This is a genomic window from Marinobacter halotolerans (assembly GCF_008795985.1).
Lineage (GTDB): Bacteria > Pseudomonadota > Gammaproteobacteria > Pseudomonadales > Oleiphilaceae > Marinobacter > Marinobacter halotolerans.
This window is the reverse complement of sequence record NZ_VMHP01000002.1, coordinates 803,801-826,042: the sequence shown is the minus strand read 5'-3', so window position 1 is coordinate 826,042 and position 22,242 is coordinate 803,801. Positions and strand designations below refer to the sequence as shown.

21 protein-coding genes are annotated in these 22,242 nt (G+C 58.6%); 1 reads left to right on the top strand and 20 read right to left on the bottom strand.

The annotated features are described in order from the left end of the window. Nucleotides 1–63: 63 nt before the first annotated feature. Nucleotides 64–3,840 (bottom strand): ATP-dependent RNA helicase HrpA, encoded by a 3,777-nt coding sequence (gene hrpA / locus FPL19_RS14120; RefSeq protein WP_150913292.1) that lies wholly within the window; start codon nucleotides 3,838–3,840, stop codon nucleotides 64–66. A 90-nt stretch (nucleotides 3,841–3,930) separates the two neighbouring features. After that, complete coding sequence (locus FPL19_RS14115; protein ID WP_150913290.1) at nucleotides 3,931–5,604, bottom strand: AMP-binding protein; 1,674 nt, start codon at nucleotides 5,602–5,604, stop codon at nucleotides 3,931–3,933. Between the two features lie 194 nt (nucleotides 5,605–5,798). Here FPL19_RS14115 and FPL19_RS14110 point away from each other — a divergent pair, with 194 nt between their 5' ends. Beyond that, nucleotides 5,799–6,299, top strand: a complete 501-nt coding sequence (locus tag FPL19_RS14110) for a MaoC/PaaZ C-terminal domain-containing protein (RefSeq protein WP_150913288.1) — start codon at nucleotides 5,799–5,801, stop codon at nucleotides 6,297–6,299. 7 nt (nucleotides 6,300–6,306) lie between these two features. Here FPL19_RS14110 and FPL19_RS14105 read toward each other — a convergent pair whose 3' ends face one another. The 18 genes from FPL19_RS14105 to FPL19_RS14020 form a co-directional block, all read right to left on the bottom strand. Then, a complete protein-coding gene (locus tag FPL19_RS14105) occupies nucleotides 6,307–7,254 on the bottom strand; it encodes an AgmX/PglI C-terminal domain-containing protein (protein ID WP_225314437.1) in 948 nt (315 codons plus the stop codon). Continuing rightward, nucleotides 7,247–7,762, bottom strand: a complete 516-nt coding sequence (locus FPL19_RS14100; protein ID WP_150913286.1) for an ExbD/TolR family protein — start codon at nucleotides 7,760–7,762, stop codon at nucleotides 7,247–7,249. Before FPL19_RS14100 ends, FPL19_RS14105 begins: the two co-directional genes overlap by 8 nt. Then, the gene (locus FPL19_RS14095) at nucleotides 7,759–8,274 is read right to left on the bottom strand and encodes an ExbD/TolR family protein (RefSeq protein WP_150913284.1); all 516 of its coding nucleotides are present in this window, start codon (nucleotides 8,272–8,274) and stop codon (nucleotides 7,759–7,761) included. The genes FPL19_RS14100 and FPL19_RS14095 overlap by 4 nt, the downstream gene beginning before the upstream one ends. Then, complete coding sequence (locus FPL19_RS14090; protein ID WP_150913282.1) at nucleotides 8,271–8,915, bottom strand: MotA/TolQ/ExbB proton channel family protein; 645 nt, start codon at nucleotides 8,913–8,915, stop codon at nucleotides 8,271–8,273. Before FPL19_RS14090 ends, FPL19_RS14095 begins: the two co-directional genes overlap by 4 nt. 16 nt (nucleotides 8,916–8,931) lie before the next feature. Next, complete coding sequence (locus FPL19_RS14085; protein WP_150913281.1) at nucleotides 8,932–9,276, bottom strand: hypothetical protein; 345 nt, start codon at nucleotides 9,274–9,276, stop codon at nucleotides 8,932–8,934. Continuing rightward, entirely contained in the window at nucleotides 9,273–9,620 is a 348-nt protein-coding gene (locus FPL19_RS14080; protein WP_225314436.1) for a tetratricopeptide repeat protein, read from the bottom strand. Before FPL19_RS14080 ends, FPL19_RS14085 begins: the two co-directional genes overlap by 4 nt. A 109-nt stretch (nucleotides 9,621–9,729) precedes the next feature. After that, nucleotides 9,730–12,591, bottom strand: a complete 2,862-nt coding sequence (locus tag FPL19_RS14075) for an outer membrane protein assembly factor BamD (protein WP_150913277.1) — start codon at nucleotides 12,589–12,591, stop codon at nucleotides 9,730–9,732. Continuing rightward, nucleotides 12,588–14,234: a hypothetical protein gene (locus tag FPL19_RS14070; RefSeq protein WP_150913275.1), complete on the bottom strand. Its 1,647-nt coding sequence runs from the start codon at nucleotides 14,232–14,234 to the stop codon at nucleotides 12,588–12,590. Before FPL19_RS14070 ends, FPL19_RS14075 begins: the two co-directional genes overlap by 4 nt. A 15-nt stretch (nucleotides 14,235–14,249) precedes the next feature. Then, nucleotides 14,250–14,786, bottom strand: coding sequence for an AraC family transcriptional regulator (locus FPL19_RS14065; protein ID WP_225314435.1), 537 nt, complete (start codon nucleotides 14,784–14,786; stop codon nucleotides 14,250–14,252). 316 nt (nucleotides 14,787–15,102) lie between these two features. Next, a complete protein-coding gene (locus FPL19_RS14060) occupies nucleotides 15,103–16,281 on the bottom strand; it encodes a vWA domain-containing protein (protein WP_150913273.1) in 1,179 nt (392 codons plus the stop codon). Between the two features lie 22 nt (nucleotides 16,282–16,303). After that, a complete protein-coding gene (locus tag FPL19_RS14055) occupies nucleotides 16,304–17,146 on the bottom strand; it encodes an AAA family ATPase (RefSeq protein ID WP_150913271.1) in 843 nt (280 codons plus the stop codon). A gap of 115 nt (nucleotides 17,147–17,261) precedes the next feature. Beyond that, entirely contained in the window at nucleotides 17,262–19,040 is a 1,779-nt protein-coding gene (locus FPL19_RS14050) for a vWA domain-containing protein (RefSeq protein ID WP_150913269.1), read from the bottom strand. Further along, nucleotides 19,040–19,384 (bottom strand): hypothetical protein, encoded by a 345-nt coding sequence (locus FPL19_RS14045; RefSeq protein WP_150913267.1) that lies wholly within the window; start codon nucleotides 19,382–19,384, stop codon nucleotides 19,040–19,042. Before FPL19_RS14045 ends, FPL19_RS14050 begins: the two co-directional genes overlap by 1 nt. A gap of 3 nt (nucleotides 19,385–19,387) precedes the next feature. Then, the gene (locus FPL19_RS14040) at nucleotides 19,388–19,834 is read right to left on the bottom strand and encodes a YcgN family cysteine cluster protein (RefSeq protein ID WP_150913265.1); all 447 of its coding nucleotides are present in this window, start codon (nucleotides 19,832–19,834) and stop codon (nucleotides 19,388–19,390) included. Further along, nucleotides 19,831–20,136 (bottom strand): YcgL domain-containing protein, encoded by a 306-nt coding sequence (locus tag FPL19_RS14035; protein ID WP_150913263.1) that lies wholly within the window; start codon nucleotides 20,134–20,136, stop codon nucleotides 19,831–19,833. Before FPL19_RS14035 ends, FPL19_RS14040 begins: the two co-directional genes overlap by 4 nt. Continuing rightward, entirely contained in the window at nucleotides 20,133–21,239 is a 1,107-nt protein-coding gene (locus FPL19_RS14030) for a ribonuclease D (RefSeq protein ID WP_150913261.1), read from the bottom strand. The genes FPL19_RS14035 and FPL19_RS14030 overlap by 4 nt, the downstream gene beginning before the upstream one ends. Before the next feature lie 36 nt (nucleotides 21,240–21,275). Further along, complete coding sequence (gene recR, locus FPL19_RS14025) at nucleotides 21,276–21,878, bottom strand: recombination mediator RecR (RefSeq protein WP_150913259.1); 603 nt, start codon at nucleotides 21,876–21,878, stop codon at nucleotides 21,276–21,278. A 22-nt stretch (nucleotides 21,879–21,900) separates the two neighbouring features. Then, the gene (locus FPL19_RS14020) at nucleotides 21,901–22,221 is read right to left on the bottom strand and encodes a YbaB/EbfC family nucleoid-associated protein (protein WP_150913257.1); all 321 of its coding nucleotides are present in this window, start codon (nucleotides 22,219–22,221) and stop codon (nucleotides 21,901–21,903) included. Nucleotides 22,222–22,242: the final 21 nt, after the last annotated feature.

Sequence of the window (22,242 nt, the reverse complement as noted above, 5' to 3'; positions counted from 1 at the left end):
ATTTAATGGTTATGCACCAAATACTAACACAATCCGCAATTTTTGCCCCCGGCGACAAAGGTCTTAAACCCGCGTCTTTTCCCACTGCCGGTCCAACCGCTTGACCGAGACCGGCATGGCGGTGCCCAGTTGCTGTGCAAAAAAGGAAACCCGGAATTCTTCCAGCATCCAGCGGTAAAGAACCAGCTCGGGATCACGAACGCCCTGCCGGTTCTGCTGCTCCCGTTTTGTTGCATAGCGGGCCCAGAGCGGTTCAAACGTGTGCAGAAACTCCCGTTCCCGTCCCATTTCCCGCCGCATCTTTTCGAAACGGATGCCCGCCGCCTCGAAATACCGGCCAAAACACGCCAACCACTCGGACGGTGTTTCCACCAGAAAGCCCGGATATACCAGATTCTGCATCTGGAATTTCAGATCGGCCATGCTGTTGGCCATCGCCAGATCAATCTTGCCTTTAAGCTGCTTCATCACCGAATGGTAGCCGGTCATGGCCTGGTGCAGCCGCTCGTCCGCCGCTTCGAGGGTGGGGATAAAGTCCCCTCGCTTCTGGTCAAAACAGCGATTGAAGTCCGACTCCGTGCGGGGCAGTTCATCACTCAGAAAATGCTCAATGGCAGTGGAAATCAGCAGGTCGTCCAGCAGCACCCGGGACTGCCCCACCGGCGCGAACATCAGCGCTGAATCCTTGAAACGGGGCAGCTTTCGTTCCAGCCCTTCCAGGGTGTTGCCAAAACGGATCAGCATCAGACGGGCAATGGCCCGCCGCGTGGAATCCTCGGCGGTCAGCCGGTCCAGGCACTGGATCTGGCGCACCGAATCGCCGCGATCTTCCAGCGCCGGATAAACCGTCACCTCCATGCCCCCCTTTTCGGTGGTCTCCGAGTAAGCCAGCTTACCAAACTGCCAGTCGGTCACCGGCCTGGCATCCGGTTTGGACTTCTGGCTGGACGTGACCTGGCTCAAGGCATCCTGAGCGCGCCCCTCCAGCTCATTCTGGAGGCTTTCGGTTTCGCGCCCCTCCGCGATGGCCTTGCCCGAGTCATCAACAACCCGCAGGTTCATCCGCAGATGATTTGGCAATTCCGACTCGGACCAGGCATCCGGCGGAATCTGCACGCCGGTCATCTTCCGTAGCTGCTCGCCCAGTTGCAGGGTCAGTGGTTCGTTGGACGGGTGCAGGTTCTCCACCGCCGCGTCCACAAAATCCGGCACCGGCACGAAGTTCCGCCGGAGGGATTTCGGAAGGCCCTTAACCAGAGCGATGCACTTCTCCCGCAAAAGGCCCGGCACCAGCCATTCCAGTCTTCGGGCGGGCAACTGTTTCAGTGCCATAATCGGCGCCTGAAGCGTCACTCCATCCCGCTCGCTGGTGGGCTCGAATTCATAGCTCAGCGGATACCGGACCCCTTCCCATTCCAGATAATCCGGATAGAGGGAGTCCGCCTGCTCATCCACCGGCCGCCGGAGAATGTCTGATTCCGTGAGTTCCAGCGATTGAAGGGTTTCCGCATCCAGCTGCTTCCACCAGCGCTCGAAATGGGCACCGCTGACAATGTCATCGGGCAGGCGCTGGTCGTAAAACTCCACCAGGGTTTCATCGTCCACCAGCAGATCCCGGCGGCGTGTCTTCTTTTCGAGGTTTTCAACCGAGTCCAGCAGTTCGCGGTTGCGGGCAATAAACGGCGCCTTCGACTGGTAATCCCCTTCCACCAGCGCGCGGCGGATAAACAGATTCCGGCATTCCACCGGATCCACCTTGCTATAGGGGATGCTCCGGCTGGGAACAATGTCCAGGCCATAGAGGGTCACTTTCTCATAACCCATAACCTGGGCCCGTTTCTGCTCCCAGTGGGGCTCGAAATAGTGACGTTTCACCACATGCCCGGCCAGGGGCTCGATCCATTCCGGCTCGACCCGGGCCACCATCCGCGCGAACACCCGGCTGGTTTCCACAATCTCCGCAGCCACGATCCACTTCGGCGACGATTTGGACACCTTGGACCCCGGGAAAATCACCACTTTACGATTGCGTGTCGCCAGGTATTCCTTCTTTTCAACCTTGACGGCCACCTGCCCCAGCAGCCCGGACACAATAGCCTTGTGCAGCGCGGGATAGCTGGCCGTCTGCTCATTCAGCTTCAGCTTCTGTTGCCGGCAGATCAGCGTCAGCTGGCGGTGAATATCGCGCCATTCCCGCATGCGCATCCAGGACAGGAAGTTCTTCTGGCATACCTTCTTTAACTGGTTCTGGGACAGCTCCTGGCGCTGCTCCTCAAAGAAATTCCAGACATTCAGCAGGGTGACAAAGTCTGACTCCTTGTCGGTGAAAGGCGCATGGGCCTGATCCGCCGCCTGCTGTTTGTCCTGGGGCCGCTCCCTCGGGTCCTGAACACTGAGCCCGGCAATGACAATCAGGGTTTCCGCCAGACTGCCCTGCTCCGACGAGGTCACCAGCATTCGGGCCAGCCGTGGATCCAGCGGCAGCCGCGCCATGGTTCGACCCAGCTTTGTGACCCGGCGCTTGCCATCCACCGCACCCAGCTCTTCCAGCAGTTTATAACCGTCGTTGATCATCCGGCGATCCGGCGGCTCCAGAAACGGAAAGCGCCGGATCTCGCCGAGTCCGGAGGTGGTCATCTGCAGAATGACTGAGGCCAGGTTGGTTCTCAGTATTTCCGGATCGGTGTACTCCGGACGGTTGATAAAATCGGTTTCGTCATACAGCCGAAAACAGATACCTGGCGCAACCCGGCCGCAGCGGCCTGCCCGCTGATTGGCACTGGCCTGGGACACCGCCTCAATAGGCAGACGCTGAATCTTGGAGCGGACGCTGTAGCGACTGATACGGGCCACGCCCGTGTCGATGACATAGCGGATACCCGGCACCGTCAGTGAGGTTTCCGCCACGTTAGTGGACAGCACAATACGACGGCCCGGATGGCTCTGGAAGATGCGGTTCTGTTCCTGGTTGCTCAGCCGGGAATAAAGCGGCAGCACTTCAGTGTGCCGCAGCTCGGCGTGGCGCAGGGTCTTGCTCAGGCCACGGATTTCCCGTTCGCCAGGCAGAAAAACCAGCACATCCCCGGGCGGCTTCTTCTCGCTGCGCTCATGCTGCTCGATTTCTTCCAGAGCCTGCAGCACGCCGTCGCTCCAGCTCTGGTCACGATCGTCCTCGTCCCCGGCCAGGGGGCGATAGCGCACGTCCACGGGAAAGGTGCGGCCACTGACCTCAATCACCGGCGCATCGCCGAAGAACTCGCTAAAGCGCTCCACCTCGATGGTGGCGGAGGTAATGATGACCTTCAGATCCGGCCGCTTGGGCAGCAACTGCTTCAGATATCCCAGCAGGAAATCGATATTCAGGCTGCGCTCGTGGGCCTCGTCAATAATGATGGTGTCGTAGCGCTTGAGGAACCGGTCATGCTGAACTTCGGAAAGCAGGATACCGTCCGTCATCACTTTCAGGCGGGACTGTTCCGACGTGGTATCGGTAAAACGAATCTGATAACCCACCTGCTCGCCGGTTCGCTCCCCCAACTCTTCCGCAATTCGTCCGGCGACCGTGCGCGCCGCAATGCGTCGGGGCTGGGTGTGGCCGATCAGACCCTGGATACCCAAGCCCATGTTCAGGCAGATTTTGGGAATCTGGGTGGTCTTGCCCGAGCCGGTCTCGCCGGCAATGATCACCACCTGATGATTTTCGATGGCCCGCTGAATGTCATCAACGCGCTCGGACACCGGCAACGACTCGGGAAAAGTCACCGGCTTTTGCAACGCCTGCCGCGCCAGAACCCTGGCATCGGCGCGCTTGTCAGAAGAGGCTTGCGTCATCTTGGTCATTCAATGTTGGTGAATCCGGATCAGTAACGAAAAACCCCGCCAAAGCGGGGTCTTCGAACTTACTGCAATGATATCAGACGTTCAGGCTGATCAGGCGTTTGCCTCGTCCCGCAGTTCACGACGGAGGATCTTGCCGACGTTGGTTTTCGGCAGTTCATCCCGGAAAACAAAGGATTTGGGCACCTTGTAGGCGGTCAACCGCTCACGGCAGAATTCCTTCAGTTCGTTTTCAGTCACGCCTTCTGCAGTCGCCACCAGGAACACCTTCACGGCTTCGCCGCTCTTGGCATCCGGCACGCCAACGGCCGCGCACTCAACCACGTTCGGGTGGCCGCTCACTACGTCTTCGATCTCGTTCGGATATACGTTGAAGCCGGACACAATGATCATGTCTTTCTTGCGGTCAACGATGCGGATGTAGCCGTCTTCCTGGATCAGGGCAACGTCGCCGGTCTGCAGGTAACCGTCTTCGGTGAACGACTTCTGGGTATCCTCCGGCCGCTGCCAGTAACCGCGCATCACCTGCGGGCCTTTGACACAAAGCTCGCCGGGTTCGCCGATGGGGGTTTCATTGCCGTCGTCATCAATGGTCTTGACCAGCGTATCGGCAATCGGCAGCCCGATGGTGCCAAGCTGGATGGCCACGTTCGGGTTGAAGGTAACAACCGGCGAGGTTTCGGTCATACCGTAGCCTTCGCTGATCTCACAGCCGGTGACGCGCTGCCACATTTTGGCAGTATCGCTGGTCAGCGCCATGCCGCCGGAAGACGTCAGTTTCAGTCCACTGAAATCCAGCTTCTTGAAGTCTTCGTTGTTGCAGAGCGCAACAAACAGGGTGTTCAGGCCCAGGAACGCGGTAAAACGGTGCTTCTGCAGTTCCTTGACGAAGCCGGGTATGTCCCGTGGGTTGGGAATCAGCACGTTGTGGGCGCCGGCTTCCAGCATGATGCCGCAGTTCAGGGTGAACGAATAAATGTGATACAGCGGCAACGGCGCAATCACGACTTCTTTTCCTTCCTCGATGGAATCACCCATCATCGGACGAACCTGCAGCAGGTTCGCCACCAGGTTGGCGTGGGTCAGCATTGCGCCCTTGGCTACGCCCGTGGTGCCGCCGGTGTACTGCAATACCGCGATATCTTCCAGCTTGCTTTCAACCGCCGTGAATTTTTCCTTGCTACCTTCACTGAGAACGGCCGGCAGCTTGTGTGCCTGGGGCAGATTGTAGGCCGGCACCATCTTTTTCAGGTGCTTGACCGCTGCGTTCATCAGTGTGCGCTTCAGCGGTGAGTGCATATCCGCCAGTTCGGTCACGATCACGTGCTCGATACCTGTCTGTGGCAGAACTTTTTCGACGTTGTAGGCCATGTTGGCCAGAACCACGATCGCTTTGGCACCGGAATCGTTGAACTGGTGCTCCATTTCACGAGTGGTATATAGCGGGTTGGTATTCACCACAATAAGGCCGGCGCGCATGGCACCAAAAACAACCACCGGATACTGGGAGACGTTGGGCATCTGAACGGCGATCCGATCACCCGGTTTCAGGTCCGTGTGGTTCTGCAGCCAGGCAGCAAAATTGCGGCTCTGGGTATCCAGATCACGATAAGTCAGGGTGGCGCCCACAGCACTGAAGGCCGGCTTATCCGCGAACTTCTTGACCGCCTGATCGAACACATCAACCATGCTTGTGTATTTCTTCAGATCGACACTGCGGGGAACACCAGCGGGGTACTTGTCCTGATAGAACTGCTCGAAATCCATCACAATCTCCTGTTCGGCGTTTTGATTGTTGTCGTTGTCTTTGACCTGTATTTTTTTATTCTAAAAAAGCAACAAGACGAACGTATAAGCGTTAAAAAATCCGGGAGAGAATAGCAGTTTTGTGAACGATGAGGTAGTTTTGAGCGTGTAACGGCAAACGGCAAAATCCCAATTCCAACTCAACGGAGCGGACGATGAGTGACTCTCTCGACATCCTTGAAAACATCACTTACGACGAGCTTCAGGAGGGCGATTCGGCCACCTACGTGCGAACACTCACCGAGGACGAACTGGTGCTGTTTGCCGCAGTTTCTGGTGACGTAAATCCCGTGCATCTGGACTCAGAGTTCGCCGCGGAATCCATGTTCCGGGAGCGGATTGCCCACGGCATGTGGAGCGGTTCGCTGATCTCGGCGGCCCTGGCCACGGTGATGCCCGGGCCCGGCTCCATTTATCTGGAACAGAGCCTGTCTTTCAAGCGACCAGTGAAGCTTGATGACACCCTGACGATCAACCTGAAAGTGATCAGCAAGGAACGGAAAAACCGTGTGATTTTTTCCTGCGACGTTCGCAACCAGAACGACGAACAGGTTGTCATTGGTGAAGCCAAGGTCATTGCTCCCACCCAGAAAATGACCTTCAACAAACCCCGCCTGCCCAAAATAACCATTGAGCATGAGCCACCAGCCGGGTAAAGAGCCCTCAGCCCGGCAGAAAATCCAAAGGAAAGTTCAGCTCGCGCTGCTCAACGTCAGCGGCGCCAAAGTTGAACATTCTCACCCGCAGGGCAATACGCTGCTCCAGTTTCGGATTATCCAGCTCGGAATCAATCACCTTGCAGCTGGAAACGGACCCATCTGGCTCGATGACCAGTTTCAGAAGCACCTTGCCGTGAAGCAGCGGATCTTTCCTTTGTTCCCGTCCAACCATGGCATTCAGGGCGGCCTTGTTGGCGTCGAAAACCTTTCGGATATTCTTCATGGACCGGGTTGAGGGGCCTGCATCGGCTACCTGCTGTTTCGGTTCAGCTGGTGCAGCCACCTTTTCTTCGGCTACCTCGACGTCCCGCACCTGGTGATCCGCCACAGCCACGTCACGGGTTATGCCCTGCTCTACCTCAACGCCACCGCTGCCTGCCAGGGCCTTTTCGGCCATGTCACTGCTTTCCTCCGGGCGGGATTGCCCGCTACCGGTGTTGGCACTCAGCGTTTTTTTCTTCGTAGGCTCCGGGCCGCGCATGCTGGCCAGAGTGTCCTTCATTGCCAGCAAACCGGAACGGGACGCCTTCTCCCGGGCTTTCTCTACAGTCTGCGCCGGGGCCTGCTTTTTCGGCTCCGGCTCAGGCGTGGGCTCGGGTTCCGGGGGCTCGGGCGCTTTCGCAACCTCCACCGGCTTTTCCTCGACCGGCTCCGGTTTCTGTTTTTCAGGTTCGGGCTCGGGCTCTGGTTCCGGCTCGGGCTCCGGTTTTGGGGCGACCACGGGCTCAGGCGGCTTCTTTTCTTCGATCAGACGGGCCAGCTGCGGCGGGATTTTCTCCGATTCGCGCCGGTCCGGCTCGGGCAGATTCAGTGAGGGAATCAGCAGCGCGGGCGGCAAAAACACCACAAACATCAGTGCCAGGGCCAGATGAAAACGCTTTTCCTCAGCCATTGGCCACCTCCCCGGACGACTCGACAGCCAGACGCACCTGTCGGTAATCCTCATCGACACAGGTCTGCATAATCTTCCTCAGCAACCGGTAATCGGTTTCACGGCCGGCCATGATGGTGACTTCCCGCCCGGCGTCCGGCACAACACGGCCGTTCTGAAGGCCTTGTTCCCGCCGATAGGCCAGCTCCTCGGCCAGCCCGCCGATGGTGCGGTCACCGGTCTCGATTCCGCTAAGCCGGGCCACCTCCCGGCCCTGAACCAGAATGGCGGAGCCAATCACCTGAACAATCAGGGTTTCATCCGCCTGCTTCTTAGCGCTGGACTCGGGCAATGGCACATCGGCGGTGTTCTGCATCACCTTCACGTCTGACGAATTGACCATCAGGAAGAACACCAGAATGGTGAAAATATCCATCAGCGACACCAGGTTCAGGCCACCGGCGCGGTTGGTCCGGCTGTTTCTTTTATAGTGTCGACGCATCCGGTGTGCCCGGCGTGACTCCTTCATACGCCCTCCTGCCCGCTTGTCAGCACCCGGTCTTCAGCGGCATCCGCAAGGGACACATCCGGAAACAGCTCACCTTCCACCACGCTCGCTGCAACCACGGTGGAGTAGGAACGCACCGTATCCATGGCTTTGACCAGCGTCTGGTAGTCAATGTCCGGGCTGACTTCCAATACGATATCGGTCTTGTCCGGCACCCGCTTCTTGATCTGCTGGAGAGTGAACCTCAGCTCATCGAAGTCCTGTTCGCCCTCCAGCAGAGGCAGTGTGCGGATGACACCGCGCTCGCTATCAACAACCTCCATACCCTGGGGGATCAACACAACCGCCAGTTGCAGTTTCTCTGCGGCCGGCGCCTGTCCGGCTTCCATACCGGGAAAGTTGAGCTCGATCATGCGGATCTGGCTGAACACCATGCCCAGCAGAAGAACCGGTACCAGCACAATCATCAGATTCATGAAGGGCGTGATATCCAGATCCGCGCTGGAGGTGAGCTTCCGGTGTTTGCGTCTCATGCAGCAGCCGGCTCCGGCTTTTCAGAAATGATGTTCAGCAACTTCACGCCGGCCATTTCAAAGGTGTCGACAATTTCATTGGTGCGAGTCTGAAGCACGGCGTGGAACATCAACAGCGGGATAGCAGACATCAGCCCGAAAGCTGTGGTGTTCATAGCCACGGAAATACTTTCCGACAGCAGCGAGGCTTTCTGGGACGGATCGGCAGCGGCAACTGCCGTAAAGGCGGCAATCAGGCCGATAATTGTGCCAAGCAATCCCAGCAGTGTTGCCACGTTGGCCAGCGTTGACAGGTACTGGGTGCGTTTTTCCAGCCGCGGCAATACCTCCATCAGGCCCTCTTCCATGGCGTACTCAACATCCTCCCGGCGGTGGTTGTTCAACAACCGACCAATACCGGCGCTCATGATTTCCGCGATAGCACTGTCAGAGGCATTCGCCGCCTTCATCGCTCGCTGGTAGTCGCGCTTGCGCAACAGCGGCAGGATGCCCTTCTCGAACGCCAACCGGTTACGGCGACGCACCCCCGACAGATAGATGAATCGCTCCAGCGTGATAGCCAGCCCAATGGCAAGAACCACGGCGATGGGATACATAAAGGTGCCACCTTCCTGAAAAAAACGGGCAACGGTTTCCAGCATGACAAAACTCCTGGTGCTAACGCGGGGAATTCGGGGAATCCGCAGAGGGATTCAGTGATTGATGAAAGGCCTGATGCCGGTCAAAAACAACCGGATCCATCGGCTCGCGCAGGCCCCGGGCATCCACCTCCAGGGCATCACGCGTGCGCCTCGGCAGGGTTGGCGGTTGCCAGGGCAGAATATAGACAACACCGGGGCTGTCCTCACTCGAGGTAGAACTGATGCCCTCAATGCTCAGAGCCACGGTTTCCATGGCAGAGCCGGCATCAGAGGATTCACTGGCATAAGCGGCAGCACTCAACACCAGTGCCGACAAACCCGGGATCAGGCAGCGCAGCACTAGCCTTTCAACCAGTCTCATTCCAGCCTCCTTTCAAGGTCTGCAATCCAACCAGCGACTAGCTGACCTTCCTGTTCCGTCAGTTCCCGGAACCGGCGGTAATGGGCCAGTGCCAGTTCAAGATCCAACAGGTACAGCTCGGCAATAACCGCAAGGTTGTAGTGCAGATCCGGTGTTTGCGGTGAATAGTCGATTCCTTCCTGTAACAGCGTGGCCGCCTCGCGGAATCGGCCCTTTTCCCGAAGCAGCAGGGCCAGGTTGTTCACCGCCACTGCATCGTGGGGATCAAGCTCCAGGACCGTCCGATAAGACTCGATTGCCTTGTTCCAGTCCTGTTCGGTGATGGCCAGGCGGGCCTCCTGCATCGCTACCCGTTTCTCTTGCTTCGTGGCTTCCGTTTTTATTTTTGGCTCTTGCCCCGAAGGACTGGCGGCGCAGCCTGCAAATAAAACGCACAAGAAAACAGGAATCAGATTACGCGTCATCATTGGAGTTGCTCTCTGTTTCATTGCCTGTTTCATAGCCGGTTACATTGCCGGCATTCAGCCCCATCCAGCGAACCTTGCGCTCATAACGACCGGGGAAGAGTGTGGCCAGTACATCAAGGCTTTGCTGAACCCACTCGTCGAACACGCCTTCGGCCACGCGCTGATGATTGCTCTCGTGCAGGGCGATGGCTTTTTCTTCAAACGGGTAGGCTTCTTCCTCCAGCAGCATCTGGTACTGCATGGCCTCCATTTCGTTCAATTCCGGTGGCGCCTGCGACGCCATCAGATCCTTCGCCAATACACGGTAAAGCTCGGCCCTCCGATAAGTGGCCTGGGACACGACGGCTTCGCCACCAAACTGCTGGGCCTGGTCGTAACGGACACGGGCGGCTTCAAGAAACTTTTGCTTACGGGCAAGGGAATCCGCTAGCGGCACCCGAAGTTCAACTGCGGCGAAGCGGTTGGCGGGAATTTCCGCCAGAGCAATGGCGGCCTGCCCTGCCCAGTCCAGTGTCTGTTCGGAATGCCACTCACTGTCCAGCTCCGCAGACACCATTTGCTCGCGCAGACGAGTGACAGAAATAGCGGATTCAACAAGGCGCTGACGAATCGTCTGGTTGAGGACGTGGGTATCAGCATCTGTCGGCGCCACTGCGGCGTCGCCCTGCCCCAGATAGGCCTGATAGATCTCGTTGCGCTGGCCGGTGGCTCCCGCCTGGTGGTAGAGCTCGGCCGCCCTCAGCTGGGTTTCCATGGCGGGCGCTACACCCTCACGGGCGGTCATCAGCTCATCCGCCGCCTGTATCGGACGATCCGACGACAGATAGGCGAACACCAGTTTCTCGCTGACCATCCCTGTGAGGGGGTGATTGGGGAAATCCTGTCGGAAACGGGTCAGTTCGTTGACGGCGGTCAGCCAGCGCTTGGCTTTCAACAAAGTATTGGCGGCGTCATAGCGACCCTTGATGGCAATATCAGACCCCGGCAGAACTGTGTCGATGCGTTGGAAATGGGCAACCGCTGCATCCGTTTTGCCCGCTTCCGCGGCCTGTTCGCCCTGGCGGTAGATGCTGGTGGCCAGCTGTCTGCGCAGTGTGCTGGCTTCGTCGGTGCTGACTTCCGAGACATCGCCGGTCGCAATCATGCCCAGGGCCTTGCGCCAGGCGTTTTCCGCCAGGCCAAAGGATTGCTCGGCAACATGGGTTTCGCCCAGTGCAAGATAGGCGCTGAAGCTTGCGGCGGCGGTCGAGGTGGAGTGGTCGATAGCCGCCTGGGCGAACTGCCTTGCCCGTACAAACTGATCCTGCTCCAGCAGGCGGTTGGCAAGATCAGAGCTCAGCTGCGGTGTCCGTGCATCAGCAGGGAAGGTAGCCGCCCACTTTTCGGCCTCATCGGCGAACTGTGCAAGGGAGACGTCGAGCCGGTTTTCACCGTCCAGGGCCTCTCGCTCAAGAACCAGCGCTGCCCAGCCGGCGTCTGCCGCGTCTGCATATCCGGGAGCCTGATAGGCGGCTTTTCTGAAAGCGACTCGTGCAGCCGCGTACTGTCCGGCCTGCAGCCAGGCATCCCCAGCCAGGCGAAGAACTTCGCCGGCGTCCACCTTCCGGGGGGCAAGCTGGTCATAATATTCCGCGGCCGCCGTGAAATGGTTAATTCGGGCGCTGCCAGTGGCGCTTTCCCCCTGGTCATAGTGGTAATCGGCCAGCCTTCTGGAAAAGTCGACCCACCGTTGCTGATCTGCAACCGAAAGCCTCTGGTACCGATTGGACGGGCTGAACGCCGCCACATAGTCGGCGCGCACATCACGGATTCTGTCCGCGCGGCCAGCCATGCGCCAGACCTCGACCGCCTGGGCATAGAATGCCGGCGCCCGGGGGTGGTCTCCATGATCGGCAATAAAGGCGTAGTTGACGTCGACGCTGCGGGCATAGTCACCACGGGTGGCGTAAAGATCCGCCAGCCGGTCATAAAGCAGATCGCTGAATTGGCTGGTGTCGCCGGTCGCCGACGACCAGTCATTGATCGAGGCAACGCCATCGGCTTCGGCCGCCATCAAGGCAATGATGCGGAAGGTGTCGTCGATCAGGCCGGCGTCCGCGGACGGTACCCGGGTGAACTGTTGCGTCTGGTCACTGAAACCGCCCAGCACCGTCATGAATGACCGAGCCGCCCGCGGCCAGGCGCTCTGACCCTGTTTGTACTGGCTCCAGCCCAACATGTAACGGGCCTTGGTCTTCAGCGAGTCCCGCCCTTCGCCGGAAATCAGCCTGGTATATTGCGCCTCGGCTTCTGAATAATTTCCGGTAGCAAACGCCCGCTCGGCAATTCTGAAACGCGCCTCAGGCACCAGTTCCGAACTGGGATAGAGACCCACCAGCTGCTCGAGACGATCCGTTGATAGCTCAATCTGGCCAACAAACGCGTGGGCCTTGGCCATCTGGTAAAGCAACTCGTCCAGCTTGCCGTGGAAGGAGCCTTTGTTGAGCACCGCTTCGTAGCTGGAAAGCGCCTCGCGGTAGATCCGCTGCTCTTCCTCCGGGCTCACGCTGATGTCCTTGTCCGTCAGCCGCTGGATATTGGACAGCCGGGCCAGGGCGTCGACCCGCACTTCCGGTTCCTCGGAGTTATCAAACAGCTTCTGGTACCGCCTGGCGACCTCTACCGGCGAGATAGCTGGCATCGGCTGGGTTTTGAACTCGAGGAACACCGGGCGCATATCGCCAATAGTTTCACCATCACGCCCCAGCTCGACGCGGAAGCTCTCCTGCGCAGAGGCGACACCCGCAAAGAGGATGGCCAGAGAAAGCCCAAAAACACGGTGCAGCGAGTGGTGACCAAAGCGGATCATGGCGAGCTCCGATCAAGATTCTGCAGGGCAAGATATTCGTAAAGATGGGCAATCTGCTGCTCGGCTTTCTCCAACGATGCCACCATGCGCTGGCGCTCTCCTGCCAGATAGGCAAGAACACGCTCGTCCAGCAGGGCGCTGGCGCCGCCCAGCGCATCACTGGCACGCTTACGATTCTGCGCCAGCCTGTTCAGGGACTGGTTAACAACGTCCAGTTGCGCATCAAGCCTTTGATCACGGTTCTGGAGGCGTTGATCGAGCCGATCCGCGGATGTCTGAAGATCCTTCAGGGTTGCCGAGAGTTGCTGGAGTTCCGCGGCATTGGCAGATTCGTCAGGAACCGACTGACGTAGCCGGCTGATGCGCTCATTGAGGCTGGCTATTGTGTCTTTGAAACCAGCGGGAAGCGCCGCCGACGGGCTTGCGGAACTCCCCATCCGGTCCTGCAACACATCTCGAAACACTTTGAGCGTGCGCGCCTGGTCATCCATCCGGCGAAGCATTTCCCGTAGCTCATGGACACGCTGAACGGCGTGCTGCGCCTGTGCATCCTCCATGAATCTCAGAAGGTACGCATTGCGGGGCTGGGTCAGCGCGCGGCTATCCTCCAGAAACCACTGGCCCAACTCCTGTCCCGCGTCGTCCACCAACGCCTCGTAGGCGCCCTTCTCCCGGATCAGATCATTCAGATCCCGCAGCGTTACCCGTTCACTCTCATAAGTGGCGCTGGCCGACAGGTAGGCTTCTCCCGCCTGGCCAAGGTAGCCCGCCAAATCGTATCCGCGCCCGGTACCCAGCCAGGAGCCGGCAACGCCCGGAAACGCCAACGGGTATTTCTTCGCCCGATGCCAGGACTGCATGGCATCGCGATACTTCCCGCTTTCAGACAGTGCCAGACCGTGAAGATACAGCGCCTGGGGCGTGCTGTAGCTGTCCAGCGGCACCTGTTTCAGAAAGCTGATGGCCTTGTCGTAGTCCTTGCTCTCATACGCGAGCAGACCGGCCCTCACCAACATTTCAGCCTTCAGGGCTTCACCGCGGGCCTTGTCCGGATCCTCTTCCGCCATCGCCATGGCCACTCGCAGGGCAATAAAAGCACGGGACGGGTTGGTATCCTGCTTGCCGTAGTCTGCGGCGATATTCATATAGCCCAGTGCCGCCCAGTAACCGGAATCCATGGATGCCAGTATCTGCCCCGCCCTTTCCGGCCATCCCTGTATGCGCTCGATCTCGGCCAGCCGGTAAAGCGCCCGCTGCCGAGTTTCGCCATGGCCCTTTTCCGCGGCCAGATCCAGCAATCGGGTTGCCGTTTCGTTATTTCCGTCCAGCAGAGTTGATCTGAGAAGCGCCGCTTCGCCGCGGAAATACTGGCCGTCGGTAAGCTGCTCCAGCAGCCCGATCGCATGGTCTTTCCGGCCTGTTTCGAGCAAAGCTCTGGCGTGGATCAGGGTTTCATGTTCGGTTTCGGGATTGCGGGTGTAATGCAGGGCCCGGGCGTAGTCACCGGTGTCCAGGGCAAACCGGGCGAGGCCCAGATCCAGGTCCGGGTGGCCGGTCGCAGCCACTGCCGATTCTGCACTGCTCAGAAAAAGCATCAGTGCCAGGCAGCGAATGACGTTCAGGTCAGGGATCCTTCCTATCACAACCAGGCCTCCGGCTTACTTCCATTCCTGGAACGAAACAACAGGCTCATAATCCGGCGCAGCAGCATCCAGGGTCATCTGGATACGGGACTCCCCCGGACGCTTCCGGAACTGGTGGCGGACTTCCCGGCGGATGAAACGGTCATTTGCAGAGCGAGCGGTGAGCACGGCTTTCAGTTCGTGGCTGCCATGGGGAAGATTGCCAATATACAGTCGCTGGATGCTGCCCTGGCGGAGCGATTCCCGCTCCTGATCGGTATAAAGACGGGAGGAGACCGGGCTGCCGTCCACGTAGAGTTCCACCGCATCCAGCGCCAGCCCTTCCCGGTCTTTCATGGCAAGGAAAACCGCAACCTGGGTATCGGCAGGATGGAGAACAGACTCCTCCAGATCGAACAGCGTCTGGCTGAGGGCAGCGACATCGGCTTTGATCTGTGCAATTTCGCGATCCAGCTCTCCGGCACCGGCGGCCATTGCCTGCCCCGTTGCAAGAACAAGGCAGAGTGCCAGCACACCAATAGATTTCCTGATTGCCTGATAGGTGCCAACCATGAGCGAAACGCCTCTTGCAAACTTCTGTAACTGAATTCGCTGAGAGAGTAACACTTGGTAACAGCCAAGAACGGTATCCAGATCACCAAATGAGCATCCAAAGGTGTCGGATTATTTGACATGCGCCGGCAGAAAACAGGATCCCGAAAACGGCAGAATCAGGCTATCCCGAGACAGATCACTGTTTTAAATGAGGTTTCATTTACTGGCTTCGGAATTGCAGGGTAAGGAGTGCGGGGAAGGGTTTACCAACCCCGTTTGATATGCCGAGCTTAGCCGATGCCCTCAACGCATCGGCTTTTTTTTGCCCGGCTTTTTATTTGCTCAGCTGCTTCATCGCCGACTCAAGGCCCTCCAGGGTCAGCGGGTACATGTGGTCATTTACCAGCTGCCGGGTCATACCCATGGAGCCCCCGCTACCCCAGTAACTTTCCGGAAGCGGATTCAGCCAGACAACCTTGCGGAAGTGATCGGTAATCCGCTGGAACCAGGTGGCACCGGCTTCCTCGTTCCAGTGCTCGATGGAACCGCCGGGATGGGATATTTCATAAGGCGCCATACTGGCGTCGCCCACAAAAATCACTTTGTAATCCGGCGTGTACTTGTTGAGGATTTCCCAGGTGTCGATGGTCTCGTTCATCCGGCGGATATTGTTTTTCCACACGCTTTCATAGATGAAGTTATGGAAGTAGAAATACTCCATGTGCTTGAACTCCATCCTCGCTGCAGAGAACAGCTCCTCGCAGACCCGCACGTGGGGGTCCATGGAACCACCCACATCGAAAAAGATCAGCACCTTCACCGCGTTGTGGCGCTCCGGCACCATTTTCAGGTCCAGGTAGCCGGCATTGCGGGCCGTGGAGCGAATGGTGTCGTCCATATCCAGCTGGTCCGCGGCACCCTGGCGCGCAAACTTTCGCAGGCGGCGCATGGCCACCTTGATATTGCGGATACCCAGGGTCAGGCTGTCGTCCAGATCGCGGAATTCCCGCTTTTCCCAGACCTTGACCGCCCGGCCGTGCCGGCCTTTCTTCTGGCCGATGCGGAAACCTTCCGGATTGTAGCCATTGGCACCAAACGGTGATGTCCCGCCTGTACCAATCCACTTGTTGCCGCCTTCATGGCGCTCGTCCTGCTCTTCCATGCGCTTCTTGAAGGTTTCGATCAGCTCTTCCAGGCCGCCCAGGGAATCGATCTTGGCTTTCTCTTCCTCGGTGAGCTGCTTCTCGAATTCCGCCCGCAGCCAGTCGTCCGGGATCAGCGCTTCCATCAGGTCATCCAGGTTCTGGATGCCTTCAAAATAGGCCTGGAACGCCCGGTCGAATTTGTCGAAATGGCGTTCATCCTTGACCAGGCACACGCGGGCCAGATAATAGAACTCTTCCATATCGGCGAAGGCCAGGCGGTTCTGGAGTGCTTCCAGCAGGTCCAGGAACTCCCGCAGGCTGGCCGGCACTTTCGCGCGTCTGACTTCCAGAAAAAAATCAATCAACATAGGTTGTCGCTCTTGCTGAATTTCAGCCGCGGCGGCGAGCCATAAACGCCAGCTTCTGCAGCAGGTGCACATCCTGCTCGTTCTTCACTAGCGCGCCATAAAGCGGCGGCAGCGCCGAGCTGGTGTCCTTCTCCTGAAGCATCTTTGCAGACAGCTCATCGGCCATCAGCAGCTTCAGCCAATCAATCAGTTCCGAGGTGGACGGCTTCTTCTTCAGGCCCGGCACCTTGCGGACATCAAAGAAGACTTCCAGGGCGTCCCGTACCACCTGCTGCTGAATCCCCGGGAAGTGCACATCCACAATGTGCTTCATGGTGTCGTGATCGGGGAAGTTGATGTAATGGAAGAAGCAGCGGCGGAGGAACGCATCCGGAAGCTCTTTTTCGTTGTTACTGGTGATCACGATCACCGGGCGCTTGTTGGCGCGGACAAACTGCTGGGTCTCGTAGACGTAGAACTCCATGCGGTCGAGTTCCAGCAACAGATCGTTGGGGAATTCGATGTCGGCCTTGTCGATCTCGTCGATCAGCAGAACCACCTGCTCGTCCGCCTCGAAAGCTTCCCAGAGTTTGCCCTTGATAATGTAGTTACTGATGTCCTTGACCTTCTCGTCACCCAGCTGGCTGTCCCGCAGGCGGGACACCGCGTCGTATTCATACAGGCCCTGCTGGGCCTTGGTGGTGGACTTGATGTGCCAGGGAATCAGACGCATGCCCAGGGCCGAGGCCATTTCTTCGGCCAGCAGGGTCTTGCCGGTACCTGGCTCACCCTTGATCAGCAGCGGGCGTTGAAGGGTGATCGCGGCGTTCACCGCCATCTGCAGGTCATCCGTCGCGACGTATTTCTCAGTACCGGTAAACTTCATGGGGTGTTTTCCTGTCTGGTAATCGGATTAAACGACTGTTTGAATAAGCGACAGATTATAGAGAAGAGCGAGCCTTCTGATAAGGGGTTGAATGAGCGGCAGCGGCAGCCTCCGCTCATTCACCCTTTTTAGGATCTTCTTCCGGCAGGTAGTCGTCATCGTCAGAGCCCGGCTCGTCGCTTTCCGGAAGATCATCGAACTCGGAAAGATCGAAATCCTCCAGTCCGAATTCATCCTCATCCTCCTCCGGTGTTTTCTCCGGCTCCGGCTCTGGTTGAGGCTCAGGCTCCGTTTCTGGCTCGGGTTCAACCTCGGGCTCAAGCTCCGGAATGTCTTCCTCCAGCTCGGGAAGCTCCTCTTCTCCGGAGCCTGCCTCAGCTTCCTCAGTGCCTGTCTTCTTCCGACGCAGCCAGAACCAGACACCACCCGCGATCAACACAAGCGCAGTTCCCCCTGCCATTCCCCAGACCCAGATCGGCACAGCGGATGTCTCGGGGGCTGGCTCGGGCGCTGGCTCTGGCTGAATCACCGGCACGGGATCCGCCGGGGGCTCCTCTAGGTTACTGATATCAATTGGCGACTCCAGGGCCGGGGCGCTTTCCTGCGGCTCTGCTTTTTCATCCGTGGGGGAGGCTGATTCCGGCGCAATAAAACGGGTGATCCCCGAAAAACGGCGGGAGAACGTGGTGCCATCCGCGATGACTTCAATATTGTAGTCCCCCGCCGCCGGCAGGCTGTCGATCTGATCCTGGTATATACCGTCGGCCGGGGGTTGATCATCACTGAGAATCTTCGAGCCGCTGCGCCCATCCGTGGAAGTCAGCCTCACTATTACGTCAATCACCTTCAGAAAATCAGGGTCCTGGATTCTCGAATCTTCTTCGAAAAAGGCAATTTTAAGGGCAATCGGCTCGTCCGGATTAAAGGTTGGCGGTATCGGGCTGACCACCATGCGCAGGTCACTGACGACCGTTACCCGGCTGCCCTCACCCAGCTCGCCGTCGATCTGCCATTGCCCCGCCTGCGGGTCGGTCACGGTAATCAGGTCATAACCGGTTTCCGCCGCCCAGCGCATATTCCCAGGCGCAGCGCCCTGGGTGAAACGCTCGCCACCGGGATTGGTCAGTGTCAGCGCGCGGGTCGCGGATGTTTCATTCTCGCCCCAGAAAATAAGCGCGGTGAATTCCTCAACGCCCTGGTCGACGGTAAAGCCTTCGTCGGTCAGAGGAATCTGGTCCTGGGGCACCGCCGCGTTCAGGGATTTGAGGAATGCCTGATTCAGGCCCTCGGCGGACGACGCCAGTGAGAAGTGCCCACCAGATTCGGTGGCCAGCGCCTCAAGCATCTTCAGGTCGGCCTCTTCAGACAGGGCCACAGTGTGCAAGGTGGCGCCACGGGCGGTCAGCCGGTCCAACAAGGGGCCCAGAATCCGTTCGCGTTCTTTGGCGTTTACCTCCGGGTCGCCGGATATATCCACCCTGCCATCGGTGAGCAGAATAAAGTCGGTGTTGCTCAGGTCCGCGCCGCCAATCCAGTCATCGCTGGCCTTTTCCAGGGCTTCGCCGAGGTTGGTCCGCAGGGCAACGGAATTGATTTTCTCCGACAGGGCAAGAGCGTTCTGGCGCCAGGCTTCGTCCACAGTGCCGTGGGGCACCAGCATGTTAACCCACTGGCCAAACGTCCAGACACCGGCTTCCGCCCCTGCCGGGATCATTCTGGCAAGCAGTCTTACGGCGGGCTGACGAAGATTGCGCGGGTCGTTTTCTTTCATCGACCCGGAGATATCCACAATGATGCGAACATCCCCCTGCTCGGGCAACTGCAGGGTTTGCGCTTCCTGAGCGTGGCTCTGTGGCGCAAACACAAAAAACATCAGCAGCAGGAAGGCAGGCATCAGCGTTTGACCAGACGGTAACGGACCATATCCAGTACCCAGACCAGCAGCATGATGATAGCCGCAATGCCCAGGTTAAGCATCGCCCTGCCCGCCTCATCGGTATTGCCAAGAATGGTTTCGTACCCGCCGTGGAGCCAGGCCGGAATCCACCAGCCATCAACCTCGCTGGATTCAACCGGCGTCAGCAGTATCACCACAAGGGCGGCCTGTAACAGCGTGCGGATGCCATAAACCGGAATGATCCGGAAAAGGCGCGAAATCGCATAGAAGAAAACCACGAAGGCAACCGCGTAAAGCGCCCAGAACAGGCCGTAGGCCAAATTGGCTTGAGCATCCAGCATAATTTATATAACCCAGTGAATAATGTGTTCTTCCCAATCTTCTTCCGGCACTTCTGCTTCTGACAGCACCCGGTGCCGGACCGAAACCCCTGCCTCGTGAACCGAGTTCGGGTCCCCGGAGCGCAGCGGATGCCAGTCCGCCAGTGGCCGGCCTTCCGCCAGCCTGCGATAGGCACAGGTATAGGGCAACCAGTGAAAATCCGCCAGGTTGTCTGGCGTCAGCACAGTGCAGGCGAGCACCTTTTCAAGCCGCTGCGGGTAGACGGTACAACCGCAGGTGCCCTGATCCATGTAACGGCAGACCAGGTCGGTGTAATAGACCTCGCCGGTGTCTTCATCTTCCAGTTTGGCCAGGCAGCACTTGCCGCAGCCATCGCACAGGGATTCCCATTCAGCGGCGGTCATTTCATCCAGACGCTTGCGCTGCCAGAAGGGAATCTCTGCAATCATCCGTCACTTTCACCCTTTTGCTGCTCGGGTTTGCGGCGAAAATCCACCACATAGCCGCTCTGCTCATCCGACATCTGCAGAAAGAACCCCTTGTCTTCAATTGCCTGAAGCACCTGCCGCCCGTCGGTTCGGGCCAGTTTCCGTTCGTTGGTCAGCACCAGATCCATGGAATGAACCGGTTTGCCAAAAATGCCCTTCAGGCTGTCCGGCAGATCTTCCCATACCTGGCCGCGCCGAACGAACAGATAGGTACCCGGCTTTTTGCTGCTGCGAAATACCGATACAAATGTTTTTTCGCTCATGGCGCCAATACTTCCTGAAGTCTGCTTTGGACCGGCGCAATCACTTGCTGCCGCCAGCCGTCACCGAACAGGCCGGCGCCCAGGTCGCGGGTCTGAACCACCGCTTCCAGCCTTTTACGGGGCGCCAGCAGCTCAACGGGAATATCCCGCGCATCGGCTGCCTCCACCATCAAGCGCTTGAGTTGTTTGTAGAGCATCTGATCCTGCCGGGACAGCGGCGGCTGGATTACCTCTATTGTAGAGTTATCTTCACTGGCTGCCACACGAATCAGCTCGATCATCTGTTCACCGTAGCGACGAACCACCACTGACGGCAGGCCCTGCACGTTGGATAGCGCGCGAACCGAATCCGGAAGCTTCTCGGCAATGGCGATCAGCTGCGCATCCGCCACTACCCGGCCTCGTGGCCGGTCCCGCTTGCGGGATTCCGTTTCCCGCCAGTAAACCAGGGATTTCAACACACCCTGCTGCTGCCGGCTGAGTGTCCAGCCGCCCCGCAATTTGCGGTAATGATTTTCCGGATCATCCTGGCTGGCCAGGTCCTCCGCAAACCGGGTGGATTCCTCAATCAGCGCATCCACCAGTCCTTTCTGCTCAAGCTCTTTCCAGACCCACTCGTAAATCGGCCTCAAAAACCGGATGTCGTCTGTTGCGTACTCTTCCTGGGCGGCAGACAGGGGCCGTGACAACCAGTCGGAGCGGGTGGCGGATTTATCCAGCGTCTCGCCGAAGAGCTGCTCAACCAGCCTCGCGTAACCCATGGAAAAACCGGCGCCGGCCATGGCCGCACCGATCTGCAGGTCGATCAAGCCCGCCGGTTCCAGCGACAGCCAGTGCCTGAACAGTTCCAGGTCTTCACTCATGGCGTACAAAAGCTTACGCCGACCCGGGTCGGCAAGAATCGACCTGAAACCGGCGCTGGCCTCGGCCACGGATGGGTCAACCAGGCGGAACTCGTCACCCAGGCCGAGCTGAACCAGTCCGGGAATTGGATAGAAGGTGCTTACCCGCTCGAACTCCGTGTCCAGGGCCAGGGGTTCGTCCGGGTTGGCCTCAAGCCATTGGTCGAGTGCCGCCGGGTCGGTAATCCAGGTAACACCCATTAAAAGGTAACGTCCATATAAAAGCTCGTTGGGGATTTAATCTGACAGCGGTTTGCGGCCGCGAAACGCGTGGGTCAGGGTGAAGCCATCGACGTACCCAAGCTCACCACCCACCGGGATACCGTGGGCCAGCCGGGTAATCAGGATGTTTCTTCCATCCAGACGGTCGGCAATGTAGTGAGCCGTTGCCTCGCCTTCCACCGTGGGATTGGTGGCCAGAATCAGCTCGGTCACGCCCTCCTCGCCGATGCGGGACAGCAGCCGTTCAATGCCGATCTCTTCCGGGCCCACGCCGTCAATGGGCGACAGGTGGCCCATCAGCACGAAGTAGCTGCCCCGGTAATCGCCGGCCTGTTCGATTGCCAGCAGATCAGAGGGGCTTTCCACTACACAGAGAGTGCCATTGCGCCGCTCGGGAGTCTGGCAGATACCGCAGACAGGCGTATCGGAGAAGTTCTGACAGCTATCACACCGGCGAACGCCGGTCATGGCCTTATCCAGCGCCTCCGACAGGCGCGACCCGCCGGACCGGCCCCGCTCAAGCAGATGAAACGCCATACGCTGGGCCGTTTTCTGGCCAACCCCCGGCAGGCAACGCAACGACTCCACCAATTCGTCTACCAGTGGGCTAAACGCCATGGATTTTCCTCATTCGGCCCGATCAGAACGGCATCTTGAAGCCAGGGGGCATACCCATGCCTGACATCATTCCGGACATCTTCTCTTTCTGGTTCTCTTCCACCCGGCGCACCGCATCATTGATGGCCGCTGCCAGCAGGTCTTCCAGAACTTCCTTGTCCTCGCTCAGCAACGACGGATCAATATCCACCTTACGCACGTCGTGGCGACCGTTCATGGTGACTTTTACCAGGCCGGCACCGGCTTCACCGGTGATTTCCGCCTTGGCCGCCTCTTCCTGGGCCTTCTGCATTTCTTCCTGCATCTTCTGGGCCTTCTGCATCAAATCGCCCATATTATTCATCGCTCATACCCTCTGTCAGAA

What these genes read in the sequence shown, in the direction of transcription:
- hrpA (WP_150913292.1), bottom strand. Translation starts at nt 3,840, where the DNA reads ATGACCAAGATGACGCAAGCCTCTTCTGACAAGCGCGCCGATGCCAGG.
- FPL19_RS14115 (WP_150913290.1), bottom strand. Translation starts at nt 5,604, where the DNA reads ATGGATTTCGAGCAGTTCTATCAGGACAAGTACCCCGCTGGTGTTCCC.
- FPL19_RS14110 (WP_150913288.1), top strand. Translation starts at nt 5,799, where the DNA reads ATGAGTGACTCTCTCGACATCCTTGAAAACATCACTTACGACGAGCTT.
- FPL19_RS14105 (WP_225314437.1), bottom strand. Translation starts at nt 7,254, where the DNA reads ATGGCTGAGGAAAAGCGTTTTCATCTGGCCCTGGCACTGATGTTTGTG.
- FPL19_RS14100 (WP_150913286.1), bottom strand. Translation starts at nt 7,762, where the DNA reads ATGAAGGAGTCACGCCGGGCACACCGGATGCGTCGACACTATAAAAGA.
- FPL19_RS14095 (WP_150913284.1), bottom strand. Translation starts at nt 8,274, where the DNA reads ATGAGACGCAAACACCGGAAGCTCACCTCCAGCGCGGATCTGGATATC.
- FPL19_RS14090 (WP_150913282.1), bottom strand. Translation starts at nt 8,915, where the DNA reads ATGCTGGAAACCGTTGCCCGTTTTTTTCAGGAAGGTGGCACCTTTATG.
- FPL19_RS14085 (WP_150913281.1), bottom strand. Translation starts at nt 9,276, where the DNA reads ATGAGACTGGTTGAAAGGCTAGTGCTGCGCTGCCTGATCCCGGGTTTG.
- FPL19_RS14080 (WP_225314436.1), bottom strand. Translation starts at nt 9,620, where the DNA reads ATGCAGGAGGCCCGCCTGGCCATCACCGAACAGGACTGGAACAAGGCA.
- FPL19_RS14075 (WP_150913277.1), bottom strand. Translation starts at nt 12,591, where the DNA reads ATGATCCGCTTTGGTCACCACTCGCTGCACCGTGTTTTTGGGCTTTCT.
- FPL19_RS14065 (WP_225314435.1), bottom strand. Translation starts at nt 14,786, where the DNA reads ATGGTTGGCACCTATCAGGCAATCAGGAAATCTATTGGTGTGCTGGCA.
- FPL19_RS14060 (WP_150913273.1), bottom strand. Translation starts at nt 16,281, where the DNA reads ATGTTGATTGATTTTTTTCTGGAAGTCAGACGCGCGAAAGTGCCGGCC.
- FPL19_RS14055 (WP_150913271.1), bottom strand. Translation starts at nt 17,146, where the DNA reads ATGAAGTTTACCGGTACTGAGAAATACGTCGCGACGGATGACCTGCAG.
- FPL19_RS14050 (WP_150913269.1), bottom strand. Translation starts at nt 19,040, where the DNA reads ATGCCTGCCTTCCTGCTGCTGATGTTTTTTGTGTTTGCGCCACAGAGC.
- FPL19_RS14045 (WP_150913267.1), bottom strand. Translation starts at nt 19,384, where the DNA reads ATGCTGGATGCTCAAGCCAATTTGGCCTACGGCCTGTTCTGGGCGCTT.
- FPL19_RS14040 (WP_150913265.1), bottom strand. Translation starts at nt 19,834, where the DNA reads ATGATTGCAGAGATTCCCTTCTGGCAGCGCAAGCGTCTGGATGAAATG.
- FPL19_RS14035 (WP_150913263.1), bottom strand. Translation starts at nt 20,136, where the DNA reads ATGAGCGAAAAAACATTTGTATCGGTATTTCGCAGCAGCAAAAAGCCG.
- FPL19_RS14030 (WP_150913261.1), bottom strand. Translation starts at nt 21,239, where the DNA reads ATGGGTGTTACCTGGATTACCGACCCGGCGGCACTCGACCAATGGCTT.
- recR (WP_150913259.1), bottom strand. Translation starts at nt 21,878, where the DNA reads ATGGCGTTTAGCCCACTGGTAGACGAATTGGTGGAGTCGTTGCGTTGC.
- FPL19_RS14020 (WP_150913257.1), bottom strand. Translation starts at nt 22,221, where the DNA reads ATGAATAATATGGGCGATTTGATGCAGAAGGCCCAGAAGATGCAGGAA.